Consider the following 22,503-nt stretch of genomic DNA (forward strand, 5'->3'; position numbering starts at 1 on the left):
TTAGGATAACTTCGGAGTCATTAACCTAACAACGTTTGGTTAGGAGCTATTACAGATGGACTTCGAGCTCGACGAACCGCAGCGCGCACTGCGCGAGGTGGCCCGTGCCTGGGTGGACAAGGAAGTTGTCCCCTACGCCGCCGCCTGGGACCGCGCCGAATCGGTGGACCTCGCCATTGTCGGCAAGCTCGGCGATATGGGATTCCTCGGCATCGAGATTCCCGAGGAGTACGGCGGATACGGCGGCACCGCATTGGATTACTGCCTGCTGCTCGAGGAACTCGGGCGCGGGGACAGTTCGGTGCGCGGCATCGTCTCGGTATCGCTCGGCCTGGTCGGCAAATCGATCAAGACCTACGGCACGCAGGCGCAGCGGCGAGAATGGTTGCCGCGCTTGTGCTCCGGGCAGGCGCTGGGCTGCTTCGCACTCACCGAGCCCGGCACCGGATCGGATGCGGGCAGTCTGATCAGCAAAGCCGTTCAGGACGGCGATGATTGGCTGCTGTCGGGCACCAAGATGTTCATCACCAATGGCACCTGGGCCGATGTCGCCATCTTCTTCGCGCGGACCGGCGGGCCGGGACCCCGGGGCGTCACCGCCTTCCTGGTGCCTACCGATGCGCCGGGATTCACCCGGAAAGAGATCAAGGGCAAGCTGGGCCTGCGCGGGCAGGCCACCGCCGAACTGGTGCTCGACCAGGTGCGGGTGCCCGATTCGGCCCGGCTCGGCGACGAAGACCAGGGCTTCAAGATCGCCATGGGCGCGCTCGACAAGGGCCGCATGGGTGTTGCCGCCGGCTGTGTCGGCGTCGCGCGCGGCTGCCTGGAAGCCTCGGTGAAATACGCTCAGGAGCGCGAGCAGTTCGGTAAGCCCATCGCCTCGTATCAGCTGGTGCAGGAGCTGCTCGCCGATATCGCTGTCGAGGTCGAGGCGGCGCGGCTGCTCGCCTGGCGGGTCGCCGACCTGGTGGAGCGCGGCAAGCCGTTCGGCACCGAAGCGTCCGTGGCCAAGCTGTTCGCCAGCGAGGCCGCGGTCAAGGCCGCCAACAATGCCATTCAGGTCTTCGGTGGCTACGGCTATATCGACGAATACCCGGTCGCCAAGTACCTGCGCGACGCGCGCGTGCTCACGCTGTACGAGGGCACCAGCCAGATTCAGAAACTGCTCATCGGCCGCGCCCTCACCGGCGTGAACGCCATCGTCTGACCACATTCTCGGACAAGGAGATTCGCATGACCTCGAAGGTTGCCTTCGTCACCGGCGCCGCCCGCGGGATCGGCGCCGCCACCGCGGCCCGGCTGGCCGCCGACGGATTCACCGTCGCCATTGCCGACCTCGACGAAGCCGCCTGTAAGACGGCCGTCGATGCCATTGTCGCCGACGGCGGCAAGGCAATCGCGGTGGCCTGCAATGTGACCGACGAAGCCTCCGTCGACGCTGCATTCGAACGTGTTGCCGCAGAGCTGGGCTCGGTCGACGTGCTGATCAACAATGCCGGCGTGCTGCGGGACAACCTGCTGTTCAAGATGTCCGTGGAGGACTGGGACACCGTCATGTCGGTGCACCTGCGCGGCGCGTTCCTGTGCAGCCGGGCCGCGCAGCGGTACATGGTCAAGCAGAAGTCCGGCAAGATCGTGAACACCTCCAGCGTGTCCGCGCTCGGCAGCCGCGGGCAGGCCAATTACTCGGCGGCCAAGATGGGCATCCAGGGGTTCACTCGCACGCTCGCCATCGAACTCGGTCCGTACGGCATCAATGTGAATGCCGTTGCGCCCGGCTTCATCGTCACCGATATGACCGATGCCACCGCGGCCCGGGTCGGCGTCGATCCCGAGGAATTCCGGACCCAGGCCGCCGCCGTCACCCCGCTGCGCCGCGTCGGGCAGCCCGCGGACATTGCCAATGTGGTCTCGTTCCTCGTCTCCGAGGACGCCTCCTTCGTCACCGGCCAGACCATCTATGTTGACGGCGGCCGCAAGCTCTAGAGAGAAAGTCCGATGCAGAGAACAGTTTTCGACGCCGATCACGAATCCTTCCGCAAGACGGTGCGCGCCTTCATCGAATCCGAAGTCGCGCCCGTCTACGACGAATGGTTCGACGCCGGCATCGCGCCGCGCGAGTTCTATTACCAGCTGGCCGAACTCGGCATCTTCGGCATCGAGGTGCCCGAGGAATTCGGTGGCGCCGGTATCGAATCCTTCAAGTTCCAGGCCGTCATCATCGAAGAGGCCGCCCGCGCGGCGGTCTCCTTCGGTGGCTCCAGTGTGCACGTGGGCCTGTGCCTGCCGTACCTGAAGATGCTGGCCAGTCAGGAGCAGAAGGAGCGCCTGCTGCCCGGCTTCGTGAGCGGCGAGACCATGTTCGCCATTGCCATGACCGAGCCCGGCACCGGGTCGGATCTGGCCGGAATGCGGACCACCGCAAAGCTTTCCGAGGACGGCACGCACTATGTGCTGAACGGGTCCAAGACCTTCATCACCGGCGGTGTGCACGCCGACCGGGTGATCGTCTGCGCCCGCACCGACGCACCCCTCGCCGATGATCGCCGGCACGGCATCTCGCTGTTCATGGTGGACACCAAATCACCGGGCTACACCGTCGGCCGCAAGCTGGACAAGCTCGGCCTGAAGGTCTCCGACACCGCCGAACTCAGCTTCACGAATGTCGAAGTGCCCGAGGCGGATCTGCTCGGCGAGGAGAACAAGGGCTTCTCCTACCTCGGGCTCAACCTGCCGCAGGAACGGCTCTCCATCGCCGTCGGCGCGTACGCGCAGGCGCGGGCGGCCGTGCAGTTCGCCAAGGAATACACGCAGCAGCGCAATGTCTTCGGGCAGCCGGTCGCCAGCTTCCAGAACACCAAATTCGAGCTGGCCGCCTGTCAGGCCGAAGTGGATGCTGCCGAAGCCGTGGTGGACCGCGGGCTCGAGGCGCTCGACGCCGGGACGCTGACCCCGGCGGATGCCGCCTCCGCCAAGCTGTTCTGCACCGAGGTCGCGGCCCGCGTCATCGACCGCTGCCTGCAGTTGCACGGCGGCTACGGATTCATCAACGAGTACCCGATCGCGCGGCTCTACGCCGACAACCGTGTCAACCGGATCTACGGCGGCACCAGCGAAGTCATGAAGATGATCATCGCCAAGGATATGGGCCTGTAGGCCACACGCTACGAACAGCAAGAGGTCCCCCATGAACGCGACGCTCTCCCTGGCCAGCATTCTCGCCGAACCGGCGCGGCGGCGGCCCGATCACCTCGCCCTCATCGAAGGCGCGCAACGGATCACCTTCGCCGACCTGTGGCGGCAGGCCCGCGAACAGGCCGCCGCGCTCATCGAACTCGGTGTGCGGCCCGGGGATCGAGTCGCGCTCATGGGGCCCAATACCGCCGACTTCCCGCGCGCCTACTACGCCATTCTGGCGGCGGGCGCGACGGTGGTGCCGGTGCATCTGCTGCTCACCGCCGACGAGGCCGAATACGTGCTGCGAGACAGTAAAGCCTCGCTGCTCATCTGTCACGACATCGTGGCCCCGGTCGGCAAAGCGGCCGCAGAGCGTGCGGGGATTCCCTGTGTGAACCCGAAAGAGCTGGCCGCAGAACCGATTCCGACGTTCGTCTCGCGCAGTCCGCTCGATATCGCGGTGGTGTTCTACACCAGTGGGACCACCGGCCAGCCGAAGGGCGCGGAGCTCAGCCACCTCAATATGGTCATGTGCGCCACGGTGAATGCCTTCGACGCCAATGAGGTCAAGCGCGAGGACATCGCCCTCGGTGCGCTCCCGCTGTTCCACGTGTTCGGGCAGACGGTATCCATGAATTCGCATTGGCGGCTCGGCGCGACCCTGGTACTGCTGCCGAGATTCGATGCGGCCGAAGCGATTCGGCTCATGAACGCCGAGAACATCAATACCTTCCACGGTGTGCCGACCATGTACGTCGGCCTGCTGGAAGCCGCACGCGACGCCGAACGGCTGCCGAAACTGCGGCTCTGTATCAGCGGCGGCGCGGCCATGCCGCCGTCCGTACTCGAGGACTTCGAGCGCGTGTACGGCGCGCAGGTGCTCGAGGGCTACGGGCTTTCGGAGACTTCGCCGACCGCCACCGTCAACCAGCCGCTGCTCGGACCCGTCGCCGGCACCGTCGGACATGCGGTGTGGGGTGTGGATGTCGAGATCGCCGACCCGGCCGTGCGCGATCGCATCGAACTCCTGCCGACCGGCAGCGTCGGTGAGGTCGTGGTCCGCGGCCACAATGTGTTCAGCGGATACACCGGGCGGCCCGAAGCCACCGCGGAGGTCATGGTGGACGGCTGGTTCCGCACCGGGGACCTCGGCACCAAGGACGAGGGCGACTACCTGCGCATCGTGGATCGCATCAAAGAGATGATCATTCGCGGCGGGTTCAATGTGTATCCGACCGAGGTCGAGGCCGCGCTGCTGCGGCATCCCAAGATCGCGCAGGTCGCGGTGATCGGTGTGCCGGACGACAATTACGGCGAAGAGATCCTCGCGGTGGTGGTCCCTTCGGAGCCCGTCACCGCCGACGAAATCATCGAGTTCGCCCGTGAACACGTGGCCCGCTACAAGTATCCGCGGCGGGTCGAATTCCTCACCGAGCTACCGCTCGGTCCTACCCACAAGATTTTGAAGCGAGAACTCAAGGAGCGCTTCGCATGAGCGGTCAGGCTCCGAGGCGGCAGCGGAGCGTAACCACGGAGAGCCCCGCTTATGCGAGAGCGGGCACAGCATGATCGACTTCACCTCGTTCGACGAGTTACGCGCGGCCGTCGGCACCGAAATCGGTGTCAGTGACTGGATTCTCATCGACCAGGAACGCATCGACCGGTTCGCCGAAGCCACCGGCGATCACCAGTGGATCCATGTCGATCCGGAGCGGGCCACCGCTGGGCCCTACGGGCACACCATCGCGCACGGCTTCCTGACCCTGTCGCTGGTCGTCCCCATGACCGCCCAGGTGATGCAGGTCGGCTTCGCCCGCCTGGCAATCAACTACGGGCTCAACAAGGTTCGCTTCATCACCCCGGTACCGGTGGGCAGTCGCATCCGCGGCCGCTTCACCCTGAACTCCCTCACCGATATCCCGGGCGGCGTCCAGGCCGAACGCGCGGTCACCATCGAGATCGACGGCGAGCCCAAACCCGCCTGCGTAGCGGAAAGCATCGCCCGCTACCTGGCGTGACGGCACGATGAAGAAGGCCCGTCCCCGGCATCGGGACGGGCCTTCACCTTTCGAGCTCGAATCTACTTACCCAGCCCGAACGGCTGTGCGGACAGCGGTGAATCGTCCGGGGTCATGGTCGCGACCACCGCGATGCCCGCGGACTGGAAGTTGTTGAGGGCCCGGGCAATATGGTCGGCCGAGGTGATCAGGATCGCCGCGTGTGCGCCGATCGCCTGCATGAGCTGGGCCGAGAACGCCGCGTTCTGCACGGTCGAATTCGCATGGGTCTCACTGTGAATGCGTTGCGGGGTGATGCCGCGCTGCACCAGCCAGTCCGCCATGGCCTGCGCCTCGGTGACGCCGTTCTGTGGATTGCCGCCGGTGACGATCACCGGGGCATCGGGGGACAGCAGCGCCGACACGTACCCGGCGTAGAGGCGGTTCACCAGCTCCGGCCGCATCGAACCATCCGGCAGCAGACCGTAACCGAGCACCACGATGGCGGTGGCCGGACTGAACATGGCGGGCAATTCGAGACCCGGCAGGTCCAGGCCGGGCATCATCGTGGTGACCGAATGGAGAACGGAGAGCGCGCCCTCCGAGATGGACGCCACCGGATCCACCGGCGTGGTGGCGGGTTCGGCGTGCGCTGTGGCGACAGCGGCGGCAACCGCGACGACCGTGGCACCCGCGAGCAGGGTGCGCACGGCGAGGCGCGCGGTATTTCGGGAGAGGTGGCGGAGAACCGGAACAGCCGGTAGCAGATCGAACATCGGAAACCCCCTGGGTAGCCACACTAGCGGCTACTAGTCGGTTCACATTTTCGATCCATGATCACCCTGAAATGCCTGTCCGGTACACGATTTGGGGAAATCAAGATCCGAATGCCCGCGACCTGCAAGGACCTGATCGTTGCGGCTAGACGAAGGCGTCGCGGTGTGCCTCACACCACTGTGCGAAGGTGCGGGGCGGGCGGCCGAGCAGTTCGGTGACGCTATCGGTACGCAGTCCGACTGTGTCGGAACGCATTTGGGTGAAGGACTCGAGAATGGCGGCGGCGAGGGCCGGTGGGGCTCCGTTCGGGAAGCGCGCCCGGACAGCCTCCTCCGGGGTGCTGGTGCCGCGAATCTCGAGTGTGCGGCCGAGGATTCGCGCCAGGATCGCGACCTGCTCAGCGCAGGTGAGGGATTCGGCGCCGGTCAGCGCATGGGTGGCGGGCAGGTGGTCCGGCTCGGTCAGGGCGCGGGCGGCCACCGCGGCAATATCGGCCGGGTCGATCGGGGCGAAGCGGCCCGGTCCGGTGGGATCGAGAATCGGCTCGCCCGCACGGATGGCGGGGGCCCATTCGAGGGCATTGCTCATGAGGCCGCCCGGTCGCACGATGGTTGCCGGAATGCCACTGGCCAGCACGAGTTCCTCGCGTTCGCGGTGCCAGCGGCCCATGGGGGGAACGGGATCGCCGGCGGCGTGGAAGGAGGACAGCAGCACTATGCGGCCGACGCCGGCCTGCTGTGCGGATTTCACCGCGTGGCGGGTGTGGTCGATGCCGACGCCGGGGACCAGGAGGAACAGGGCGGTGACGCCGTCGAGGGCCCCGGTGAGGGCGGCCGGATCGTCGAGATCGCCGAGGTATCGCTGAGCTGGTGCCGGAGGGTCGCTCGCGCGGGCCGGATCGCGGACCAGCATCCGGTATTCGACTCCGGCGGTGGCGAGTTCGCGGTTGAGTTCGCGGCCGATGTTTCCGGTCGCACCTGTCAGAAGTATCATGAACGCTCCAAGTCGTTAGCCGTCTATCGAATAACGTTAGACGGCTAACGATCTCTGGTCAATAGTTGTCCGCCGACCCCGGAGGCCTGATGTCCGACTTCCTCGATCTCCATGGCAGCACCTCGAAAGTCCTGCGAGCCTTGGCCGATCGCGATATGCGCCGGCTCGGGCTGCACCTCGGGCAGAACCATGTGCTGGCCGCACTCTGGGAGCGGGACGGGCGCACACCGGGCGAGATGGCCGCCGCCCTGAACGTCAGCACCCCCACCGTCGTCAAAGCCGCCACCCGCATGACCGCCGCCGGACTCCTCGTCCGCCGCCCCGACGACCGCGACAACCGCCTCGTCCGCCTCTGGCTCACCGACAAGGGCCGCGAACTCCAGAAACCGGTCGAGGCCGACCGGAAAGCCCTGGAGGACAAGGTCACCGCCGCCCTGACCCCCACCGAACGCAAACACCTCATGTCCGCCCTCGCCAAAATCCACCACACCGCCGCCGACCTCCTCGGCACGCCCGTCGACCACACCACCCTCTCGGACTGACCGTCAGGGCCAGGGGTCGGGGTTTTCTGGAGGGTGATCACCTAGAGTTGGGCGCATGATTACCGCGATCGTGCTGATCTTCGCCGAGTCCGATCGGATTCCGGAGACCGCGCAGGAACTGGCCGATATCGACGGCGTTGCGGAGGTGTATTCGTGCGCCGGTGATGTGGACCTGATCGCGGTGGTGCGGGTGCGCGACCATGAGCAGATCGCCGAGGTGGTGACCGGGCGGATCAACAAGACGGCCGGCGTGGAACGCACCACCACCCACATTGCCTTCAAGTCCTACTCGCGCGCGGACGTGGAGCAGGGCTTCTCCATCGGCGAATAGCGTTCGGTCCGGGGCGTGCGCGGTCAGTTCGCGAGGACTGCGGCGCCGAGGGGGGAGGCGTGGCGGCCGGGTTCGATCACCCTGGTGACGCCGCCCCGGCAACCGGGCAGCAGATACACGCGGACCGTCTGGTCGGTGTTGTTGGTGACCGCCAGTCGGCGGGGCACCTTGCGAATGGTTAGGCAGCCGGTCAGGTCGCCATAGTCGTGGTCGTCCACGGTCAGCATGCCCTGGGCTGTGGTCCGGGTGATCGGTGTGACCGGATGCGCGGCGCTCACCGGCACGCCGACGAGTAGCGCGCCGCCGATCGCGGCGGCCGCGACCGCGAGAACGCCTCGCCGCCAAGAGATTCCGTGCCGCACCGGGCCCGCCATCACGGTGCCGGGATCGAGGGGCAGGGGAGGTTTTTCGGCGATCTCGCCGAGACGGCACCCGCCGCTGCGGCCTTCACGAGCACCGCAGCCGAGAGCCCGGATATCGCATATCCGTACCGCTTCATGCCGCACATCCTCACTAGGTCCGTACGGCGATCGCCCGCACCCCAGCGGAGAACCGCCTGCTCAACGCCGAAACTGTAACGCCGCCGCTGGTGCATCACCAGCAAACAACACACCTTGGCGCTTGCGAACTCGTGTGGAAAGCGACAATTCGGTCTTTTTCCGGTGCTCCGGCCGAATGCCGTCGGTTCGTCCGGCCGCGATCAGTCGGAACCGAGCTCGTTCGTCACGGCCGCCCAGCGATCGAGCAGCGTCGAGGCGGCACCGCTGTCGACGGCGGCGGAGACCCGCTCCAGCGCAACGGCCAGCTGCGCGTGCAGATCCTCGGTAGCGGTCTCCGGCGTGAGCTCGTACGCGACCACCGCGGCGGCCGAATTCACCAGCACCGCATCACGAACCGGGCCGAGATCACCGGCGAACATATTGCGGGCGATCACCGCGTTCATGGTCGCGTCACCACCCTTGAGGGCGGCCGGGTCGACTCGCTCGAGGCCGAGTTTGGTTGGGTCGATGGTGGTTTCGTACCGCTGACCGCCCGATACCACCCACACATCGGTGGTGTCGGCCGTGGTGATCTCGTCCAGGCCGTCATTGCCGCGCACCACCAGCGCCGAGGCGCCGCGATCGGCGAACACGCCCGCGATGACCGGCAGCAGATCCGCGAACGCGCAGCCGATGAGGCCGGCCGTCGGCTGTGCCGGATTGGTCAGCGGGCCCAGGATATTGAAGACCGTCGGAATGCCGATCTCACCGCGCGCCTGGCTGGCATACCGCAGCGCCGGATGGAAGACCGGCGCGAAGCAGAAGCCGATGCCGACCTCGCGCACCGAGGCCGCGACCGAGGCCGGACCCAGGGCGATCTTCACGCCCAGCGCCTCCAGCACATCCGCGCCGCCGCTCTTGGACGAGGCCGCGCGATTGCCGTGCTTCACCACGGGAATCCCGGTGGCCGCCACCACAATCGAGGACATGGTCGAGATATTCACGGTGCCGGAGCGGTCACCGCCGGTGCCGACGATATCGACGGCCTTGCCCTCGAACGGCACCCGGCGTGCGTGCGCGAGCATGCCCGCCGCCAGCCCGCCCAGCTCGGCGGAGGTGGGGCCCTTCATCTTCAGGGCCACGCCGAAAGCCGCGATCTGTGCGGAGGTGGCGCTATCGGTGAAGATCTCGTTCAGCGCCCAGGTGGCCTCCTCGGCGGAGAGATCATTGCCGTCGGTGAGGATGCCGAGGATTTCTCGCCAGCTGCGCGCGCTCATGGCTGACAAGCCTAGTGCGCGGGGGCTATTTCTTTTCTCCCGGTTGCCGCGCCGCGGGCTGCAGGGCGTCCCAGCCCAGCGCCTGGCCGTCGTGGCGGTGCGCGAGAGCGACCATGCGGGAGTGGTCCTGGGCGCAGTGCATGGCATCGAGCACGCGCACCCGCTGCAGGATCAGCGTGTCGGCAGCGTCCGGCGAAACGGTTTCATAGCCTTCCTGCTCGGCAATGATTTGCACCGCATTCACCTGCTCCGCGGGAACCCGCAGGTGGTGCCGCAAAACCGCAGGTTGGTCGGCAGTCCAGTTCTCCGCACGGCCCAAAACAGTCGAACATGCTTCCGCGTCATCGAAACTCGACGCCACCACCACCAGGTCGCCGCGCCCGGTATCGAGTTCTGTTGCCCCGGCGCGCCGAAAGCGCCGCAGCCACCGTGACTTCGCGTTCATTTCGCCTTCCAAAAGGGGCTCAGCTTCCTCTTACCTGCACAATCTAGGCTGCTCCATGACACGCCGAGCCCCTGTCGAGAGGGTCGCTCGCCCTGCGGTTTCCGACACGTACGACGAAGTTTCGTACCCCGCTACTCCTGTCGTACTACGACAAGTCATACTTACCGGCGTGACGACCGCAGTAGGGACCCCAGGATCGGCCATAACCCAGCGAGTGCATTCGCTGAACCGGCCCAACATGGTCAGCGTCGGTACCATCATCTGGCTGTCGAGCGAGTTGATGTTCTTCGCCGGCCTGTTCGCTATGTACTTTGTCGCTCGCGCGCAGGCACACGGTAAGTGGCCGATGGAGCCGACCGAGCTGAACCTCGGGCTCGCCGTGCCGGTGACCGCGGTCCTGGTCGCCTCGTCCTTCACCTGCCAGATGGGCGTCTTCGCGGCTGAGCGCGGCGACGTGTTCGGCCTGCGCCGCTGGTACACCGTCACCCTGATCATGGGCGCGATGTTCGTCGCCGGTCAGGGGACCGAGTACTACCACCTGGTCCAAGAGGGCACCACCATCTCCAGCACCGTCTACGGCTCGGTCTTCTACATCACGACCGGCTTCCACGGCCTGCACGTCATCGGCGGTCTCATCGCCTTCGTCTTCCTGCTGATCCGTACCTCGCTGAGTAAGTTCACCCCGGCGCAGGCGACGGCAGCGATCGTTGTCTCGTACTACTGGCACTTCGTCGACATCGTCTGGATCGGCCTCTTCGCCACGATCTACTTCATCCGCTAGAGCGGATGAGCTCCACGGCCGGGCCTCCACCTCCCAGGGCCTGCCCGCCGTAGGCAAGAAACTTCTGTACAAGTCGGTTCCGTCTACTCCAAAGGGACACAGATGAGTTCATCTCCCCCGTCAGCGCCAGATCCGAGCCTCGCATCGGGTTCGGGCGAGGCCACCAAGACGCGTAAGCAGCGCCGCGTGCGCCGGCGTATCGCCGGCGGTCTGGTTCTTCTGATGGGCCTCGTCGGAGCCGGCTTCGCGGCATCGGCCCTGACGCCGACGGCTCAGGTCGCCACGGCGAACGAGGACCAGTCCGCGCTGATCCGCGAGGGCAAGCAGATCTACGACACCTCCTGCGTCACCTGTCACGGTGCCAATCTGCAGGGTGTCCAGGATCGCGGCCCCGCCCTGATCGGCGTCGGCGAAGCAGCGGTGTACTTCCAGGTCTCCTCCGGACGTATGCCCGCGGCCCGCAACGAAGCGCAGATCGTGCGCAAGCCCGAGAAGTTCGACGCACACCAGACCGATGCCCTCGGCGCCTACATCCAGGCCAATGGCGGCGGTCCGACCGTGGTGCGCGACGCGAACGGCGAGATCGCGCAGGACTCCCTCACCGCCGGAGCCGATCTCGGCCGCGGTGGCGAGCTCTTCCGCATGAACTGCGCCTCCTGCCACAACTTCACCGGCAAGGGCGGCGCGCTGTCCTCCGGTAAGTTCGCCCCGCCGCTGGACAAGGCGAGCAACCAGCAGATCTACCTGGCCATGCTCACCGGCCCGCAGAATATGCCCAAGTTCTCCGACCGGCAGCTGACGCCGGAGGAGAAGAAGGACATCGTCGGGTACATCACCGATCGCATGCGGACCCCGTCGGAGGCCGGATACGGCCTCGGCGGCTTCGGTCCCGCGACCGAAGGTCTGGTCATGTGGATCGTCGGCATCGTGGCGCTGGTGGGATCGGCGATGTGGATCGGATCTCGGTCATGAGCCCGTCAGGCTCGGAGGCGGCAGCGAAGCGTAACCACGTAGAGCCCGGGCACATGGCCGCAAGGACTCAGTCATGAGTGAACAGGAGCGAAACAGCATGGGGGACAACCCCACCGGGGAACCGACGGACGAGCAGCTCGACGCGATGTCGCGTGACGAGCTCGTCGAACTCGGTACCAAGCTCGACGGCGTCGACGTCGCCTACCGCGCACCGCGCTGGCCCGTCCCCGGCACTCGCGCCGAGAAGCGCGCCGAGCGCCAGGTGGCGCTGTGGTTCGCCATCTCCGGTATCGCGGCGGCCGCGCTCATCGGCGTATTCCTCTTCTGGCCCTGGCAGTACAAGGGCCGCGGCGAAGACGGCAATGCCGCCTACACGCTGACCACCCCGCTGTACGGCCTCACCCTGGGCATCTCGGTGCTGGCCATCGGCGTGGCCGTGGTGCTCATTCGCAAGAAGTTCATCCCGGCCGAGATCTCGATCCAGGACCGCCACGACGGCCGCTCCTCCGAGGTCAACCGCCGCACCCTGGGCGCGCAGCTGTCCGACGCGGTGGAGACCTCCACGCTCGGCCGCCGCAAGCTCATCACCCGCACCGCGGGTGCGGGCGCGGGCCTGCTCGGCATCGGCGCGCTGTTCGTCTTCGCCGGCGGCATGATCAAGAACCCGTGGGCCAAGGGCGACAAGTCGCCGCTGTGGGTCTCGGGCTGGACCCCGGACTACGCGGGCCAGACCGTCTACCTGCGTCGCGACACCGGCCGCCCGAACGACATCGTGCTGGTGAAGCCGGAAGATCTCGATGCCGGCGCCATGGAAACCGTCTTCCCCTGGAAGGAAGAATGGCGTGGCGACGAGGAGGAGACGCTGCAGTCGCTGCGTGGAATCCGCAACGCGGTCATGCTGATTCGCCTGCGCACCAAGGACTCCGAGTCCGCCATCAAGCGCAAGGGCCAGGAGAGCTTCAACTACGGCGACTACTGGGCCTACTCGAAGATCTGCACCCACCTCGGTTGCCCCACCTCGCTTTTCGAGCAGCAGGACAACAAGATCCTGTGCCCCTGCCACCAGTCGCAGTTCTCTGCGGTCGAATGGGGTAAGCCGATCTTCGGTCCCGCCGCCCGCGCGCTGCCGCAGCTGGCGATCACCGTCAACTCCGAGGGCTACCTGGTCGCCGCACACGACTTCATCGAGCCCCTCGGACCGGCCTACTGGGAGCGTTCTTCATGAGCCAGGTGGATGAACTCGACGAGCGGTACCGCGGTGCCGCATTCGTAAAGCGATCGATCAACAAGGTCTTCCCGACCCACTGGTCGTTCCTGCTCGGTGAGATCGCGCTCTACGCGTTCATCATCCTGCTGCTGTCGGGTATCTACCTGACGCTGTACTTCGACCCGTCCATGAGCGAGACCGTCTACAACGGCTCTTACCAGCCGTTGCGCGGCGTCTCCATGTCGCGGGCCTACGAGACCGCGCTGAACATCTCCTTCGAGGTGCGCGGCGGTCTGTTCGTGCGCCAGGTGCACCACTGGGCGGCGCTGCTGTTCGCGGCGTCGATCATCATCCACCTGTTCCGCATCTTCTTCACCGGCGCTTTCCGCAAGCCGCGTGAGGCCAACTGGGTCATCGGCTCGCTACTGCTCATCCTGGCCATGTTCGAAGGCTTCTTCGGCTACTCGCTGCCCGACGATCTGCTCTCCGGAACCGGTCTGCGCGCGGCGTTCGGTGGCATCACCATGGGTGTTCCGGTCATCGGCACCTGGATGCACTGGCTGATCTTCGGCGGCGACTTCCCCGGCGACATCATCATTCCGCGCCTGTACATCGCGCACGTGCTGCTGATTCCGGGCATTCTGCTGGCGCTCATCGCGGCTCACGTCGCGCTGGTCTGGTACCAGAAGCACACCCAGTTCCCCGGACCGGGCCGCAAGGAAACCAATGTCGTCGGCGCGCGCATCGTGCCGGTGTTCGCCGCGGACCAGGGCGCGTTCTTCGCCTTCACCCTCGGCATCGTCGCGATCATGGCGGGCATCTTCCAGATCAACCCGATCTGGAACCTGGGGCCGTACAACCCGTCTCAGGTCTCCGCGGGTTCGCAGCCTGACTTCTACATGATGTGGACCGACGGCATGGCGCGCCTCATGCCGCCGTGGGAGCTCTACTTCTGGGGCCACACCGTGCCGGCCGCGTTCTGGGTCGCGCTCATCATGGGCCTGGTCTTCGGGGTTCTGGTCATGTACCCGTGGATCGAGAAGCGGCTCACCGGCGACACCGTGCGCCACAACCTGCTGCAGCGTCCGCGCGATGTGCCGGTCCGTACCGCCATCGGCGCCATGTCCATCGCCTTCTACCTGGTGCTGACCCTGGCGTGTGTCAACGACATCATCGCGCTGAAGTTCAATATCTCGCTGAACGCGACGACGTGGATCTTCCGTATCGGCCTGCTGGTGGCGCCGCCGCTGGCGTACTTCGCGGCCTACCGCCTGTGCCTCGGCCTGCAGCGCAGCGACCGCGACGTGCTCGAGCACGGCATCGAAACCGGTGTCATCAAGCGTCTTCCGCACGGTGAGTACATCGAGGTGCACCAGCCGCTCGGACCGGTCGATTCGCACGGCCACGCCATTCCGCTGGAGTACCAGGGCGCCACGGTGCCCAAGAAGATGGTCAAGCTCGGCTCCGCCGGCAAGCCCGGCACCGGCTCCTTCCTGTTCGCCGACCCGGCCCAGCAGCAGCTGGACAATGTCGAGAACGCGCACAAGGAAGAGCACGACATGCTGAAGGCTCTCCTGAGCCATCAGGAGAACGTCGACAGCGGCGCGCACGACAGCCACTGAGACAACTGCCGAAAGGGAAGGCCCCGAGTCGAATTCGACTCGGGGCCTTCCCCGTTTCAGTGGGTGACGGCATCGCGCGGATCCACCGGGGCCGGGACCGCTTTCATGGCGTCGAGGGCTTTCTCGAGCAATCCGTGCTGGCGGGTGGCGATGTCCTGGTCGGTGCCCAATCGCCCGGTGCGGCGCAGCAATTCGTGGACCCTCGCCACCTGGCGCAGGGTGAAGATCGCCGGATGATTCCGGGGCGGGTCGGCCTCGAGAGCGGTATAGGCGCTGACGATTCGGGCGGTGCCGCCCCAGATCAGGGTCGATACGGCCGGGCGCAGCACCGGGGCGGTGATCGGCCACAATCGTCGCGGCAGTATGCGTTCGGCGCGGAGACCGCCGCGGAGTAGGGCCCTGGTCAGGATCTCGGTATCCGCGTCGGGCGGAGCGAAGACAATGGTCGCGGCGCGGCTGAGGTCTGTCGCGCCCTCGATGCTGTGGGGCAGTAGATCATCGGGGACGCCCATGAGGAATCCGATCCAGAACCACAGCTGGCGGATGGACTCGCGTTCGTCATCGCTGACCGGCATATCGAGCAGTTCGAACAGAGCCAGCGGCATCAGCAGGAAACCGTAGACGGTCAGCGCCATGCCGGTGGTGTGTATGGGTTCACCCCACTCGGTGCGCTGCCACCTCCCGCACTCGCGCAGGTGGCGGCGAACCATGGCGTGTACGAAGCGGATTCGGAGGGTGGCGTCGAAACCGGCGGCGCCCGGTGTGAGCGCCCCGGGTGCGGTGGCGGCCACCAGCCAGCGGGCGGTCTCCTCGTAGCGCCGCGCCGCCATGGTCTCCGAGCGCGAGTTCATCGCCTGCGGTTTGTTGAGATCGCCGAACGCGTAGCCGTTCATGAGCGCTCCGCTCATGCCGATGATCACCGCGGGAGCGAATCGCCACCACAGCTGCGCGCCACGGGTCACCTGGTCCGGGTCGAACCAGTCCGGTGGATTCAGCAGGGGCGTCAGGAGATCGCGCAGGGAGTCCGGGCAGCCGGGCAGGTTCGGGTCGCGAGTGCGCAGGGCGTCGCCCAGCAGCCGCCAGCCCGTGCCGCGGTTCATGATCGCGAAATCCGCTACCGCGGTATCGATCACGGTGTCGGTGCGGAACATGCCCTCGACCACGCGGTCGACGACATGCGCGGGCAACCTCCCGTAGGCCGTCTCGATGCGCAGTGCGCGGCCCGCATCGTATGGAATCGTCGATGGTGTCACCCTGGTCCCCTCTTGTCGAAGTCCTCGATTCGACAGTAGGAAAGGCGGATTCGAGCGGACAGGTGACTTCCGGACCGGCATTTGTTAGGTTCCGCCACATGACGGACCCGGTCCGGTCAAGCCGATGGCAGATAGCCCGCCCCGCGGTGTCGACGCGCTTTCTACTCGATACCGCCTGCGCCCACGGTCTCTCCGAAACGGCCTGCCTGGACGGAACCGGGCTACGGGCAAGCGATCTCGACGATCCGCGGGCGGTGGTGCTGCCCGAACAGGAGATGCGCGTCATCCGCAATCTCCTCGCCGGCGGCGGTGATCCGCTCGAACTCGGGCTCGATGCCGGGCTGCGCTATTCGCTCACCAGCACCGGGATTCTCGGTTATGCGCTGCTGTCGAGCCCCACAGTGCGCGAGGCGATCTCGATACTGGCCCGCTTCGCCACCCTGACCTCCGCCTTCTTCGACGTGCTGTTCGTCGAGACCGCCGCGGGCATGCTGGTGGAGATCGGCAACGGCGATGTTCCCGCCGATACGCGCGCCTTCCTGCTCACCCGCGATCTGGTGGCGGGCTTCCGCATGGCCACCCTGCTGCTCACACCCGAAGCGCTGACGATGATCGCCGCGCTGGACCATCCCGTCCGGCTGGAGGTGCGCGACGAAATATCCACTCGCTACGGGGAATACGCCCGGGGCCTGGTCGCTCCGTTCGGTGTCACCCTGGACATCCGATTCGGGGCGCACCGCAATGCCTTCACCATCCCGTCCGGAATACTCGACCGCCCGACCCCCGCACCCGCCCCGCAGACCGCCGCCCTCTGCATCGAACAGTGCGAACAACTCCTGGATCAGCGCCGTCGCTTCACCGGCGCCGCGGCGCAGGTTCGCCACCTGCTCCTGCGCAACCCCGCCGCCATGCCGACCCTCGCCGCGGCCGCCCGCGAACTGGGCCTCTCCGAACGAACCCTGCACCGCCGACTGGCCGACTCCCACACCACCTTCCGCACCCTCGTCGGCCAGGTCCGCGAAGCCCTCGCCACCGAACTCCTCACCGAGGGCCTCACCGTCGAATCCGTAGCCCGCCACCTCGGCTACTCCGACACCGCCGCCTTCACCCACGCCTACCGCCGCTGGCGCGGCCACCCACCCAGCCACCGCCCCTGAACCCCAACGGCATTCCGCCGCCGCCGCGACATGGCACTCGACCGACGCTCGACACCGTGGGGTCGGCCGCGCATCCCGCCGCTGCCAGTGGTTGAGCACAGGCATGGGGCGCGCCGGTGGGCGGGTGCTTTCGAGTCGGCCGGCCGGCGATGCCTGATCGCCTATGCCCGCGCACTCGACTGGGTGAATCTCGCGATCATTCTTCGGCAGTCGCGAGCGCGGCGGCCTCGGCGCGTTCGAGCCAGGTGAGCCAGGCGCCGGCGCCGAGGCGGGGTTCGTGGTAGCCGTCGGTGGTGCGGACTATGCGGGTGCCGGGTTGTTCGAGCCAGCGGACCAGGAGGCCGACTTCCTCGGGGAGGGCGCCGTGCAGCGGGGGATAGGCGGGCTCGTCGGAGACGGCCGGCGTGGTGGTCGCTTCGGCGTCCGGCCCGGCCGACTGCGGGGTGCCGGGAGTTGGAGTGCGGGTGGGGGTTCGGGGTGGGGGATTCAGGCGGGGTGGGATGACCGTCTCGGCGCCGGCGGTCAGGTGGTCGACGGTGAGCATGGGGGAGACGCCGCGGGGGGCGTTGCCGGCGGAGGCGAGGCGGCCGTGGCGGATGACCGCGAAGTGCCAGCCGCCGGCGCCGTCGGGGTGGGCGGCCGTCAGTTCTGGGATGCGGGTGAGGGCGGAGAGGCGCTGGGTGCGGCGGAGGGCTCGAACCACCGTGGCGGTGCGGTCGCGGAGGCGGGCGGCGGCTTCGAAATGTTCTGCAGCGGAGTGGGTTTCGATCTTCGACTGGATCGCGTGCAGGATGTCGTCGCTGCGTCCGGAGAAGAGGGCGCGGACCGTCTGCGGGGCTTGCGCGTATTCCTCTATATATAGGGGTCTGTTTTCGGCGGTTGCGGGGCAGCCGCCGACGACGGCGGGCGGGCAATCGTGGTGGCCGGTGCGCGGGATGCGGGTGGTGCAGGTGCGCAGGCCGGAATTCTCCGCGACGGTGATGCCGACCTCGACCGCATCGGCGCGGGAGGTGAACGGGCCCAGCGCGTCCCGGGTGGGGGTGCGGGAGACGGCGAAACGGGGGAAGGCTTCCTCGGTCAGCGTGAGCCACCAGGCGCGCTGCGGGAATTTGGACCGGCGGTTGTAGGGCGGGGTATGCGCGAGCAGCAGGCGCAGCTCGCGCACACCCGCCTCCAGGCCGTGCGCGCACTCGACATGATCGACCCGCGTGGCCAACTGGACCATCTCGCGCATGCGCGGACGGGTGTCGGAACCGGTGAAGTAGTTACGGACACGGCGGCGAAGATTCACCGCGGTTCCTATATAGAGGACTTCATCCGACGGACCGCGGAAGAGATACACGCCGGGGGTGGCCGGAAGATCCGTGGCGAGTGTCCGTTTGGAGCGTTGGCGGCGAGTCACCTCCGGCAGATAGTCGAGCAGCTCGGTGAGACTGTGCACGCCCTGATTGCCGACCCGGGCGATGAGCGCGTGCAGCACGTCCACCGTGGCGCGGGCATCGTCCAGGGCGCGGTGGGTCGGCCGGGTCTGTGCCCCGAGCAGTTCCGCGAGCAGCGACAGCCGGACCGACGGCGCTTCATCACGTCCGAGCACGCGCCGGGCCAGCTGCACCGTGCACAGCACTTGGAAGGCAGGCCAGGGGATTTCGTGACGGGCCGCCGCCGCGCGCAGGAACCCGGTATCGAAGCGGGCATTGTGCGCGACCAGCACAGTCCCGCGCGCGAACTCCAGGAATCCGGGCAGCACCGATTCGATGCGCGGCGCATCCACCACCATCGCGGTGGTGATCCCGGTGATCTGCACGATCTGCGGCGGAATCGCGTAGCCCGGGTTCACGAGCGTGGCGAACTCGCCCAGTACCTCGCCACCGCGAATCTTCACCGCCCCGATCTCGGTGATCGCGTCGCCCTCGGGGCTGGTTCCGGTCGTTTCCAGATCCACCACCACGAACGTCGTGTCATAGAGCGGTGTTTCGAGCTCATCGAAGGCCAGCTGTCCGGACACGATCCGCAGCGTAGGGCGTGGGTCCGACAGATTGAGCCGCTCCGGGGCGGCGAAGCGGATCGGCGGCGTGTCGCGCACCGGGCAGCGCCGCGGTTCGAGGAAGAATGTCTCGATATCTGATCGAGATACCCGAGATGAAATCCCCGAATTGCACGAATATGCAGAAATGTGGTCAGGGTCACATTGATTCATAAACCGAATCAATTCGGACGACGGTCAAGATCATCTCGGGTCGGCACCTCGGGCATGCTGCCGCAGTAAGGGTCACCTTGCGGCCGAATGCAAGTCCGCCGGTCAGGGCCTGGTCGAGTGAGGCACTTCTGACCTGGTGTTATATCGAATCGCCCCTGCAAGAGGGGGCTGTTTTCGATCTCTCCCTACCGGTGGGTAGCGGTTGGGACGCTCCCGACAAAAACAGCGCTGTTATCGTTTCGTGATTGCTGTGACATTTGTCGCAGCGAAATAGTGACGCGTAACAATTTCGAGCCACCTGCCGTTGGGCCGGACTTTACAAAGCACCGTTATCGGCTCGTAATCTTCCTGAGACCTCGCGGAGTCCGACCCACCAAACCGGTGCGGCGTCGCGGGGCAGATTGGAAGTACCTCACCATGGCGACCAAGACCGTCAAGCGGGCCCTCACGGCCGGTGCCGTCGGCGCTGCCACGCTGAGTGCGCTGCTGCTGCCCGCCACTCCCGCCTCGGCCCAGCCGGTATCCATCCCCGGCATCGGCAACTTCGACGTGCCGGACCAGATCCAGCTCCCCGCCGGCATTCCCGGCCTTCCGGAGTCCATCCCGGTGCAGCTGCCGCCCATGCCCGGCATCGTGCTCCCGGGTGTGCCCGCCGCCCCGCAGGCCAGCCCGCGTCAGCAGGTCGTGGACGCCGCCATGAGCCGCCTCGGCGATCCGTACGTGTACGGCGCCGCCGGCCCGAACGCCTTCGACTGCTCCGGTCTGGTGCAGTGGTCGTACGCGCAGGCCGGAATCGACGTGCCGCGCACCAGCTACGAGCAGCTCAATACCGGCGCCCCGATCTCGGAGGGCGACCTCGAGCCCGGCGATGTGGTGTCGTTCTACGGCGGCAGCCACTCCGGCATCTACGTCGGCGACGGCAATGTCGTGCACGCCTCCACCGCCGGCCAGCCGGTCAAGGTCGCGCCGATCTCCTCGATGCCGTTCGCGGGCGCCCGACGAATCTGAAACGGATCTGAGCGATACAACCGCAGGTCACCGACCTGCGCGCGAGACGGCGACCGTAATGAATTCGTGGCCTGCTGGACACGAGCGGTCGCCGTTTCGTAACCTTATCGAGACCTTCCTTTCCAGCTCGGGGTAAGAGAACGGGAAACGGCCGACGGTGGCAGCGCAGCAGCGGAATCAGAGCACGACGATTCTCAGAACAAAGCAACTGGTGGGTGCAACTCTCACAGCGGGCGCACTCCTGGTCTGTACCTGCGGCATCGGACCCGCGACGGCCGATCCGGTCGCTGCACCGGCGACAGCCGGGGAAGCAGTGCAGCGACTGATCGACCTGTCGCGGCAATCCGAACAGCTCAATCAGCAGGCGCTCAACGCGCAGTCCGATCTCGACGCCAAGATCGCGGCCGCCGGTGACGCCGATGCCAAGGCTGATGTCGCCGCCGGCGCACTGAACGCCGCGCGTATCGAGATCCAGGGCTATCAGCCGGTGATCGACCGCGCCGCCAGTTCGGCTCTGCTCGGCAGCCGCACCAACCGGCTGACCGCAATGCTGGTCAGCAGCTCGCCTCAGCAACTCCTGGACCAGATGTCCATCGTGGATCTGGTCGGCGCGCGCACGAATGATCAACTGGGCCAATTCCAGAAGGTCAGTGACGCGGCCAAGGTCGCCGAAACCGCCGCCCGCAGCGCCGCCGACATCGCGCAGGCCGCCAGCGCGCAGGCCGATGCGGTGCGCAATGATCTCGAGGCCAAACGGTCCTCGCTGCAGGGTTCCATGGCAGGCGTCATCGCCGCCTGGGGTCAGCTCTCGGCCAGTGATCGTTCGGCGCTCGCCGGATCCGCGTTCCCGCCCGGATTCGATCGGGATACCTTGCTGCACGGGCTCGTTCCCGGCAGCGGCACCAGTGCGCTCGCCGCCGGGCTCACCCGAATCGGCTTTCCTTATGTATGGGGCGCCACCGGTCCTGAGCAGTTCGACTGCTCGGGACTCGTGCAGTGGGCGTTCCATCAGGTCGGCAAGGACGTCCCGCGCACCAGCCAGCAGCAGTCCACGTACGGCACGCCCGTCGATGAGAAGGACCTGCAGCCGGGAGACGTCGTCTTCTTCTACTCTGATATCTCGCATGTCGGCATCTACGCGGGCAACGGCCTGATGCTGCACGCCTCCACATTCGGTGTCCCGGTAGCGGTGGCGCCGATGGGATCCTCGCCATTCCATTCCGCGCGCCGGTTCTGACACACACCCTGAGGTGGTTATGAGCGCACTGCGACAGGTTCGCGGATGGCTGTCGGCCAAGCGCCGCTTCCAGTTCTGCCTCACCCTGGTCATGGTGACCGGGCTGACCGCCGCCTGTGGCGCCCTGCTCATGCTGCCGAATTCGGTACTGCCCAAGCTGCGCGCGGTGGTGCCGGGAGCCGATGCCCTGGTGGCGTCGGACCCGCAGGTGCCGGGGGTGAAGCGGATCATGGACTCCTACGGCGACGTGGTCGCCGAACCGGTGACAACCGGATCCGGCAAGGTCGGGGTGGTGCTCGGTCATCCGGCGCACAGCACCGATATGGCTGTGCTCTCGGGCGAGCTCGCCGCGGCGACGGTCGCGGTCAGTGCGTTCTGGGGTTCGGACTGGTCACAGGCCCCCGTGGTCGTAGTCGCCTCCAGCCCAGCCGAATTCGCGGCTCTCACCCATGCCACCGGTGATGTTCCGGCCTCCGTTGCCGCCTCCACGGTTTCCGATGTCTTCCGTCCCGGTACCGCACCTACCGGTCAGCGCGTGGTTTTCGGCCCCGAAGCCGCCGCCCGCCTCGGGGCAGACGGTCTGCGCTCGGTGCTGCGGCACGAACTCACGCATGTGGCCACCCGCGCGGTGACGGTCGACGGCTCCCCGCTGTGGATGCTCGAAGGTTTCGCCGAATACTCCGCGCACCGCGGGATGCACACGCCCGTCGCCGAGATCGCGCCCACGCTCACCGCGCGCGCCCGCTCCGGCAATATCCCCGCGGACCTGCCCTCCGATGCCAGCTTCGCGCCCGCCAATGGTGATGCCGCTGTCGCTTACGAACAGGCTTGGTCCGCCTGCGCTTTCATCGCCGATCACTACGGTGAACCCCAATTGATCTCGCTCTACCGGCAATTGGCGAGTGGACCGAAGGACCCGGCCGCCGTGGACGCGATCTTCCGGGGCACTCTCGCCACCGCCTACCCGGACTTCCTCGCGCGCTGGCACTCCTGGATCTCCACGCGCGCCACCGAAGGCGCCTGAAACACGCGCGGACGCCACGGGGTGCGA

Annotated in this window: 22 protein-coding genes; 15 read left to right on the forward strand and 7 right to left on the reverse strand. The window is 66.8% G+C overall.

Annotation, left to right across the window (positions count from 1 at the left end; all coding sequences use genetic code 11):
* Positions 1-55: 55 nt before the first annotated feature.
* From JWN03_RS02395 to JWN03_RS02415, 5 genes are all read left to right on the forward strand, one after another.
* Positions 56-1,207, forward strand: a complete 1,152-nt coding sequence (locus tag JWN03_RS02395; RefSeq protein WP_297608980.1) for an acyl-CoA dehydrogenase family protein — start codon at positions 56-58, stop codon at positions 1,205-1,207.
* 26 nt (positions 1,208-1,233) lie between these two features.
* Positions 1,234-1,986 (forward strand): 3-oxoacyl-ACP reductase FabG, encoded by a 753-nt coding sequence (gene fabG / locus JWN03_RS02400; protein WP_297608983.1) that lies wholly within the window; start codon positions 1,234-1,236, stop codon positions 1,984-1,986.
* A gap of 12 nt (positions 1,987-1,998) precedes the next feature.
* Positions 1,999-3,156, forward strand: coding sequence for an acyl-CoA dehydrogenase family protein (locus tag JWN03_RS02405; RefSeq protein WP_297608986.1), 1,158 nt, complete (start codon positions 1,999-2,001; stop codon positions 3,154-3,156).
* 31 nt (positions 3,157-3,187) lie between these two features.
* Positions 3,188-4,672, forward strand: coding sequence for a long-chain-fatty-acid--CoA ligase (locus JWN03_RS02410; RefSeq protein WP_297608989.1), 1,485 nt, complete (start codon positions 3,188-3,190; stop codon positions 4,670-4,672).
* 70 nt (positions 4,673-4,742) lie between these two features.
* Positions 4,743-5,195, forward strand: coding sequence for a MaoC family dehydratase (locus tag JWN03_RS02415; RefSeq protein ID WP_297608992.1), 453 nt, complete (start codon positions 4,743-4,745; stop codon positions 5,193-5,195).
* Positions 5,196-5,257: 62 nt separating this feature from the next.
* On the opposite strand, the gene JWN03_RS02420 is transcribed toward JWN03_RS02415, so the two are convergent.
* On the reverse strand, positions 5,258-5,950 hold the full coding sequence (locus JWN03_RS02420) for a YdcF family protein (protein WP_297608995.1): 693 nt from the start codon (positions 5,948-5,950) through the stop codon (positions 5,258-5,260).
* A 145-nt stretch (positions 5,951-6,095) separates the two neighbouring features.
* Positions 6,096-6,944, reverse strand: coding sequence for an NAD(P)H-binding protein (locus JWN03_RS02425; RefSeq protein WP_297608998.1), 849 nt, complete (start codon positions 6,942-6,944; stop codon positions 6,096-6,098).
* Positions 6,945-7,033: 89 nt separating this feature from the next.
* Between JWN03_RS02425 and JWN03_RS02430 the strand changes: the two genes are divergently transcribed.
* Together JWN03_RS02430 and JWN03_RS02435 are read left to right on the forward strand one after the other, a co-directional pair.
* Positions 7,034-7,486, forward strand: a complete 453-nt coding sequence (locus JWN03_RS02430; protein ID WP_297609001.1) for a MarR family winged helix-turn-helix transcriptional regulator — start codon at positions 7,034-7,036, stop codon at positions 7,484-7,486.
* A gap of 55 nt (positions 7,487-7,541) precedes the next feature.
* Complete coding sequence (locus JWN03_RS02435; protein ID WP_297609004.1) at positions 7,542-7,817, forward strand: Lrp/AsnC family transcriptional regulator; 276 nt, start codon at positions 7,542-7,544, stop codon at positions 7,815-7,817.
* Positions 7,818-7,840: 23 nt separating this feature from the next.
* On the opposite strand, the gene JWN03_RS02440 is transcribed toward JWN03_RS02435, so the two are convergent.
* The 3 genes from JWN03_RS02440 to JWN03_RS02450 form a co-directional block, all read right to left on the reverse strand.
* Entirely contained in the window at positions 7,841-8,323 is a 483-nt protein-coding gene (locus JWN03_RS02440) for a hypothetical protein (RefSeq protein ID WP_297609007.1), read from the reverse strand.
* A gap of 194 nt (positions 8,324-8,517) precedes the next feature.
* Positions 8,518-9,573, reverse strand: a complete 1,056-nt coding sequence (trpD, locus tag JWN03_RS02445; protein WP_297609010.1) for an anthranilate phosphoribosyltransferase — start codon at positions 9,571-9,573, stop codon at positions 8,518-8,520.
* 25 nt (positions 9,574-9,598) lie between these two features.
* The gene (locus tag JWN03_RS02450) at positions 9,599-10,018 is read right to left on the reverse strand and encodes a hypothetical protein (protein WP_297609013.1); all 420 of its coding nucleotides are present in this window, start codon (positions 10,016-10,018) and stop codon (positions 9,599-9,601) included.
* Positions 10,019-10,187: 169 nt separating this feature from the next.
* Between JWN03_RS02450 and ctaE the strand changes: the two genes are divergently transcribed.
* The 4 genes from ctaE (at position 10,188) to qcrB (ending at position 14,600) form a co-directional block, all read left to right on the forward strand.
* Positions 10,188-10,799 carry an aa3-type cytochrome oxidase subunit III gene (gene ctaE / locus JWN03_RS02455; protein WP_297609016.1) on the forward strand — a complete coding sequence of 204 codons (612 nt, stop codon included), beginning with the start codon at positions 10,188-10,190 and terminating at the stop codon, positions 10,797-10,799.
* 102 nt (positions 10,800-10,901) lie between these two features.
* The gene (qcrC, locus tag JWN03_RS02460; RefSeq protein ID WP_297609019.1) at positions 10,902-11,771 is read left to right on the forward strand and encodes a cytochrome bc1 complex diheme cytochrome c subunit; all 870 of its coding nucleotides are present in this window, start codon (positions 10,902-10,904) and stop codon (positions 11,769-11,771) included.
* A 73-nt stretch (positions 11,772-11,844) separates the two neighbouring features.
* On the forward strand, positions 11,845-12,996 hold the full coding sequence (gene qcrA / locus JWN03_RS02465; protein ID WP_297609022.1) for a cytochrome bc1 complex Rieske iron-sulfur subunit: 1,152 nt from the start codon (positions 11,845-11,847) through the stop codon (positions 12,994-12,996).
* A complete protein-coding gene (gene qcrB, locus JWN03_RS02470; protein WP_297609025.1) occupies positions 12,993-14,600 on the forward strand; it encodes a cytochrome bc1 complex cytochrome b subunit in 1,608 nt (535 codons plus the stop codon). The genes qcrA and qcrB overlap by 4 nt, the downstream gene beginning before the upstream one ends.
* 56 nt (positions 14,601-14,656) lie before the next feature.
* On the opposite strand, the gene JWN03_RS02475 is transcribed toward qcrB, so the two are convergent.
* Entirely contained in the window at positions 14,657-15,853 is a 1,197-nt protein-coding gene (locus tag JWN03_RS02475; protein ID WP_297609028.1) for an oxygenase MpaB family protein, read from the reverse strand.
* A 98-nt stretch (positions 15,854-15,951) separates the two neighbouring features.
* On the opposite strand from JWN03_RS02475, the gene JWN03_RS02480 reads away from it, so the two are divergent.
* Entirely contained in the window at positions 15,952-17,010 is a 1,059-nt protein-coding gene (locus JWN03_RS02480) for an AraC family transcriptional regulator (protein WP_297609030.1), read from the forward strand.
* Positions 17,011-17,206: 196 nt separating this feature from the next.
* Here the strand turns inward: JWN03_RS02480 and JWN03_RS02485 are convergent, their stop codons facing one another.
* Entirely contained in the window at positions 17,207-19,015 is a 1,809-nt protein-coding gene (locus JWN03_RS02485; protein WP_297609033.1) for a DEDD exonuclease domain-containing protein, read from the reverse strand.
* A 609-nt stretch (positions 19,016-19,624) separates the two neighbouring features.
* Here JWN03_RS02485 and JWN03_RS02490 point away from each other — a divergent pair.
* The 3 genes from JWN03_RS02490 to JWN03_RS02500 all read left to right on the forward strand — a co-directional run bounded on the left by JWN03_RS02490 (position 19,625) and on the right by JWN03_RS02500 (position 22,476).
* Positions 19,625-20,215, forward strand: a complete 591-nt coding sequence (locus JWN03_RS02490; RefSeq protein ID WP_297609036.1) for a C40 family peptidase — start codon at positions 19,625-19,627, stop codon at positions 20,213-20,215.
* Between the two features lie 211 nt (positions 20,216-20,426).
* A complete protein-coding gene (locus JWN03_RS02495) occupies positions 20,427-21,452 on the forward strand; it encodes an NlpC/P60 family protein (RefSeq protein ID WP_297609038.1) in 1,026 nt (341 codons plus the stop codon).
* A 19-nt stretch (positions 21,453-21,471) separates the two neighbouring features.
* Positions 21,472-22,476 carry a hypothetical protein gene (locus JWN03_RS02500; protein WP_297609041.1) on the forward strand — a complete coding sequence of 335 codons (1,005 nt, stop codon included), beginning with the start codon at positions 21,472-21,474 and terminating at the stop codon, positions 22,474-22,476.
* Positions 22,477-22,503 lie beyond the last annotated feature (27 nt).

It is taken from the genome of Nocardia sp. (assembly GCF_025465275.1).
In the GTDB taxonomy this organism is placed as follows: Bacteria; Actinomycetota; Actinomycetes; order Mycobacteriales; family Mycobacteriaceae; genus Nocardia.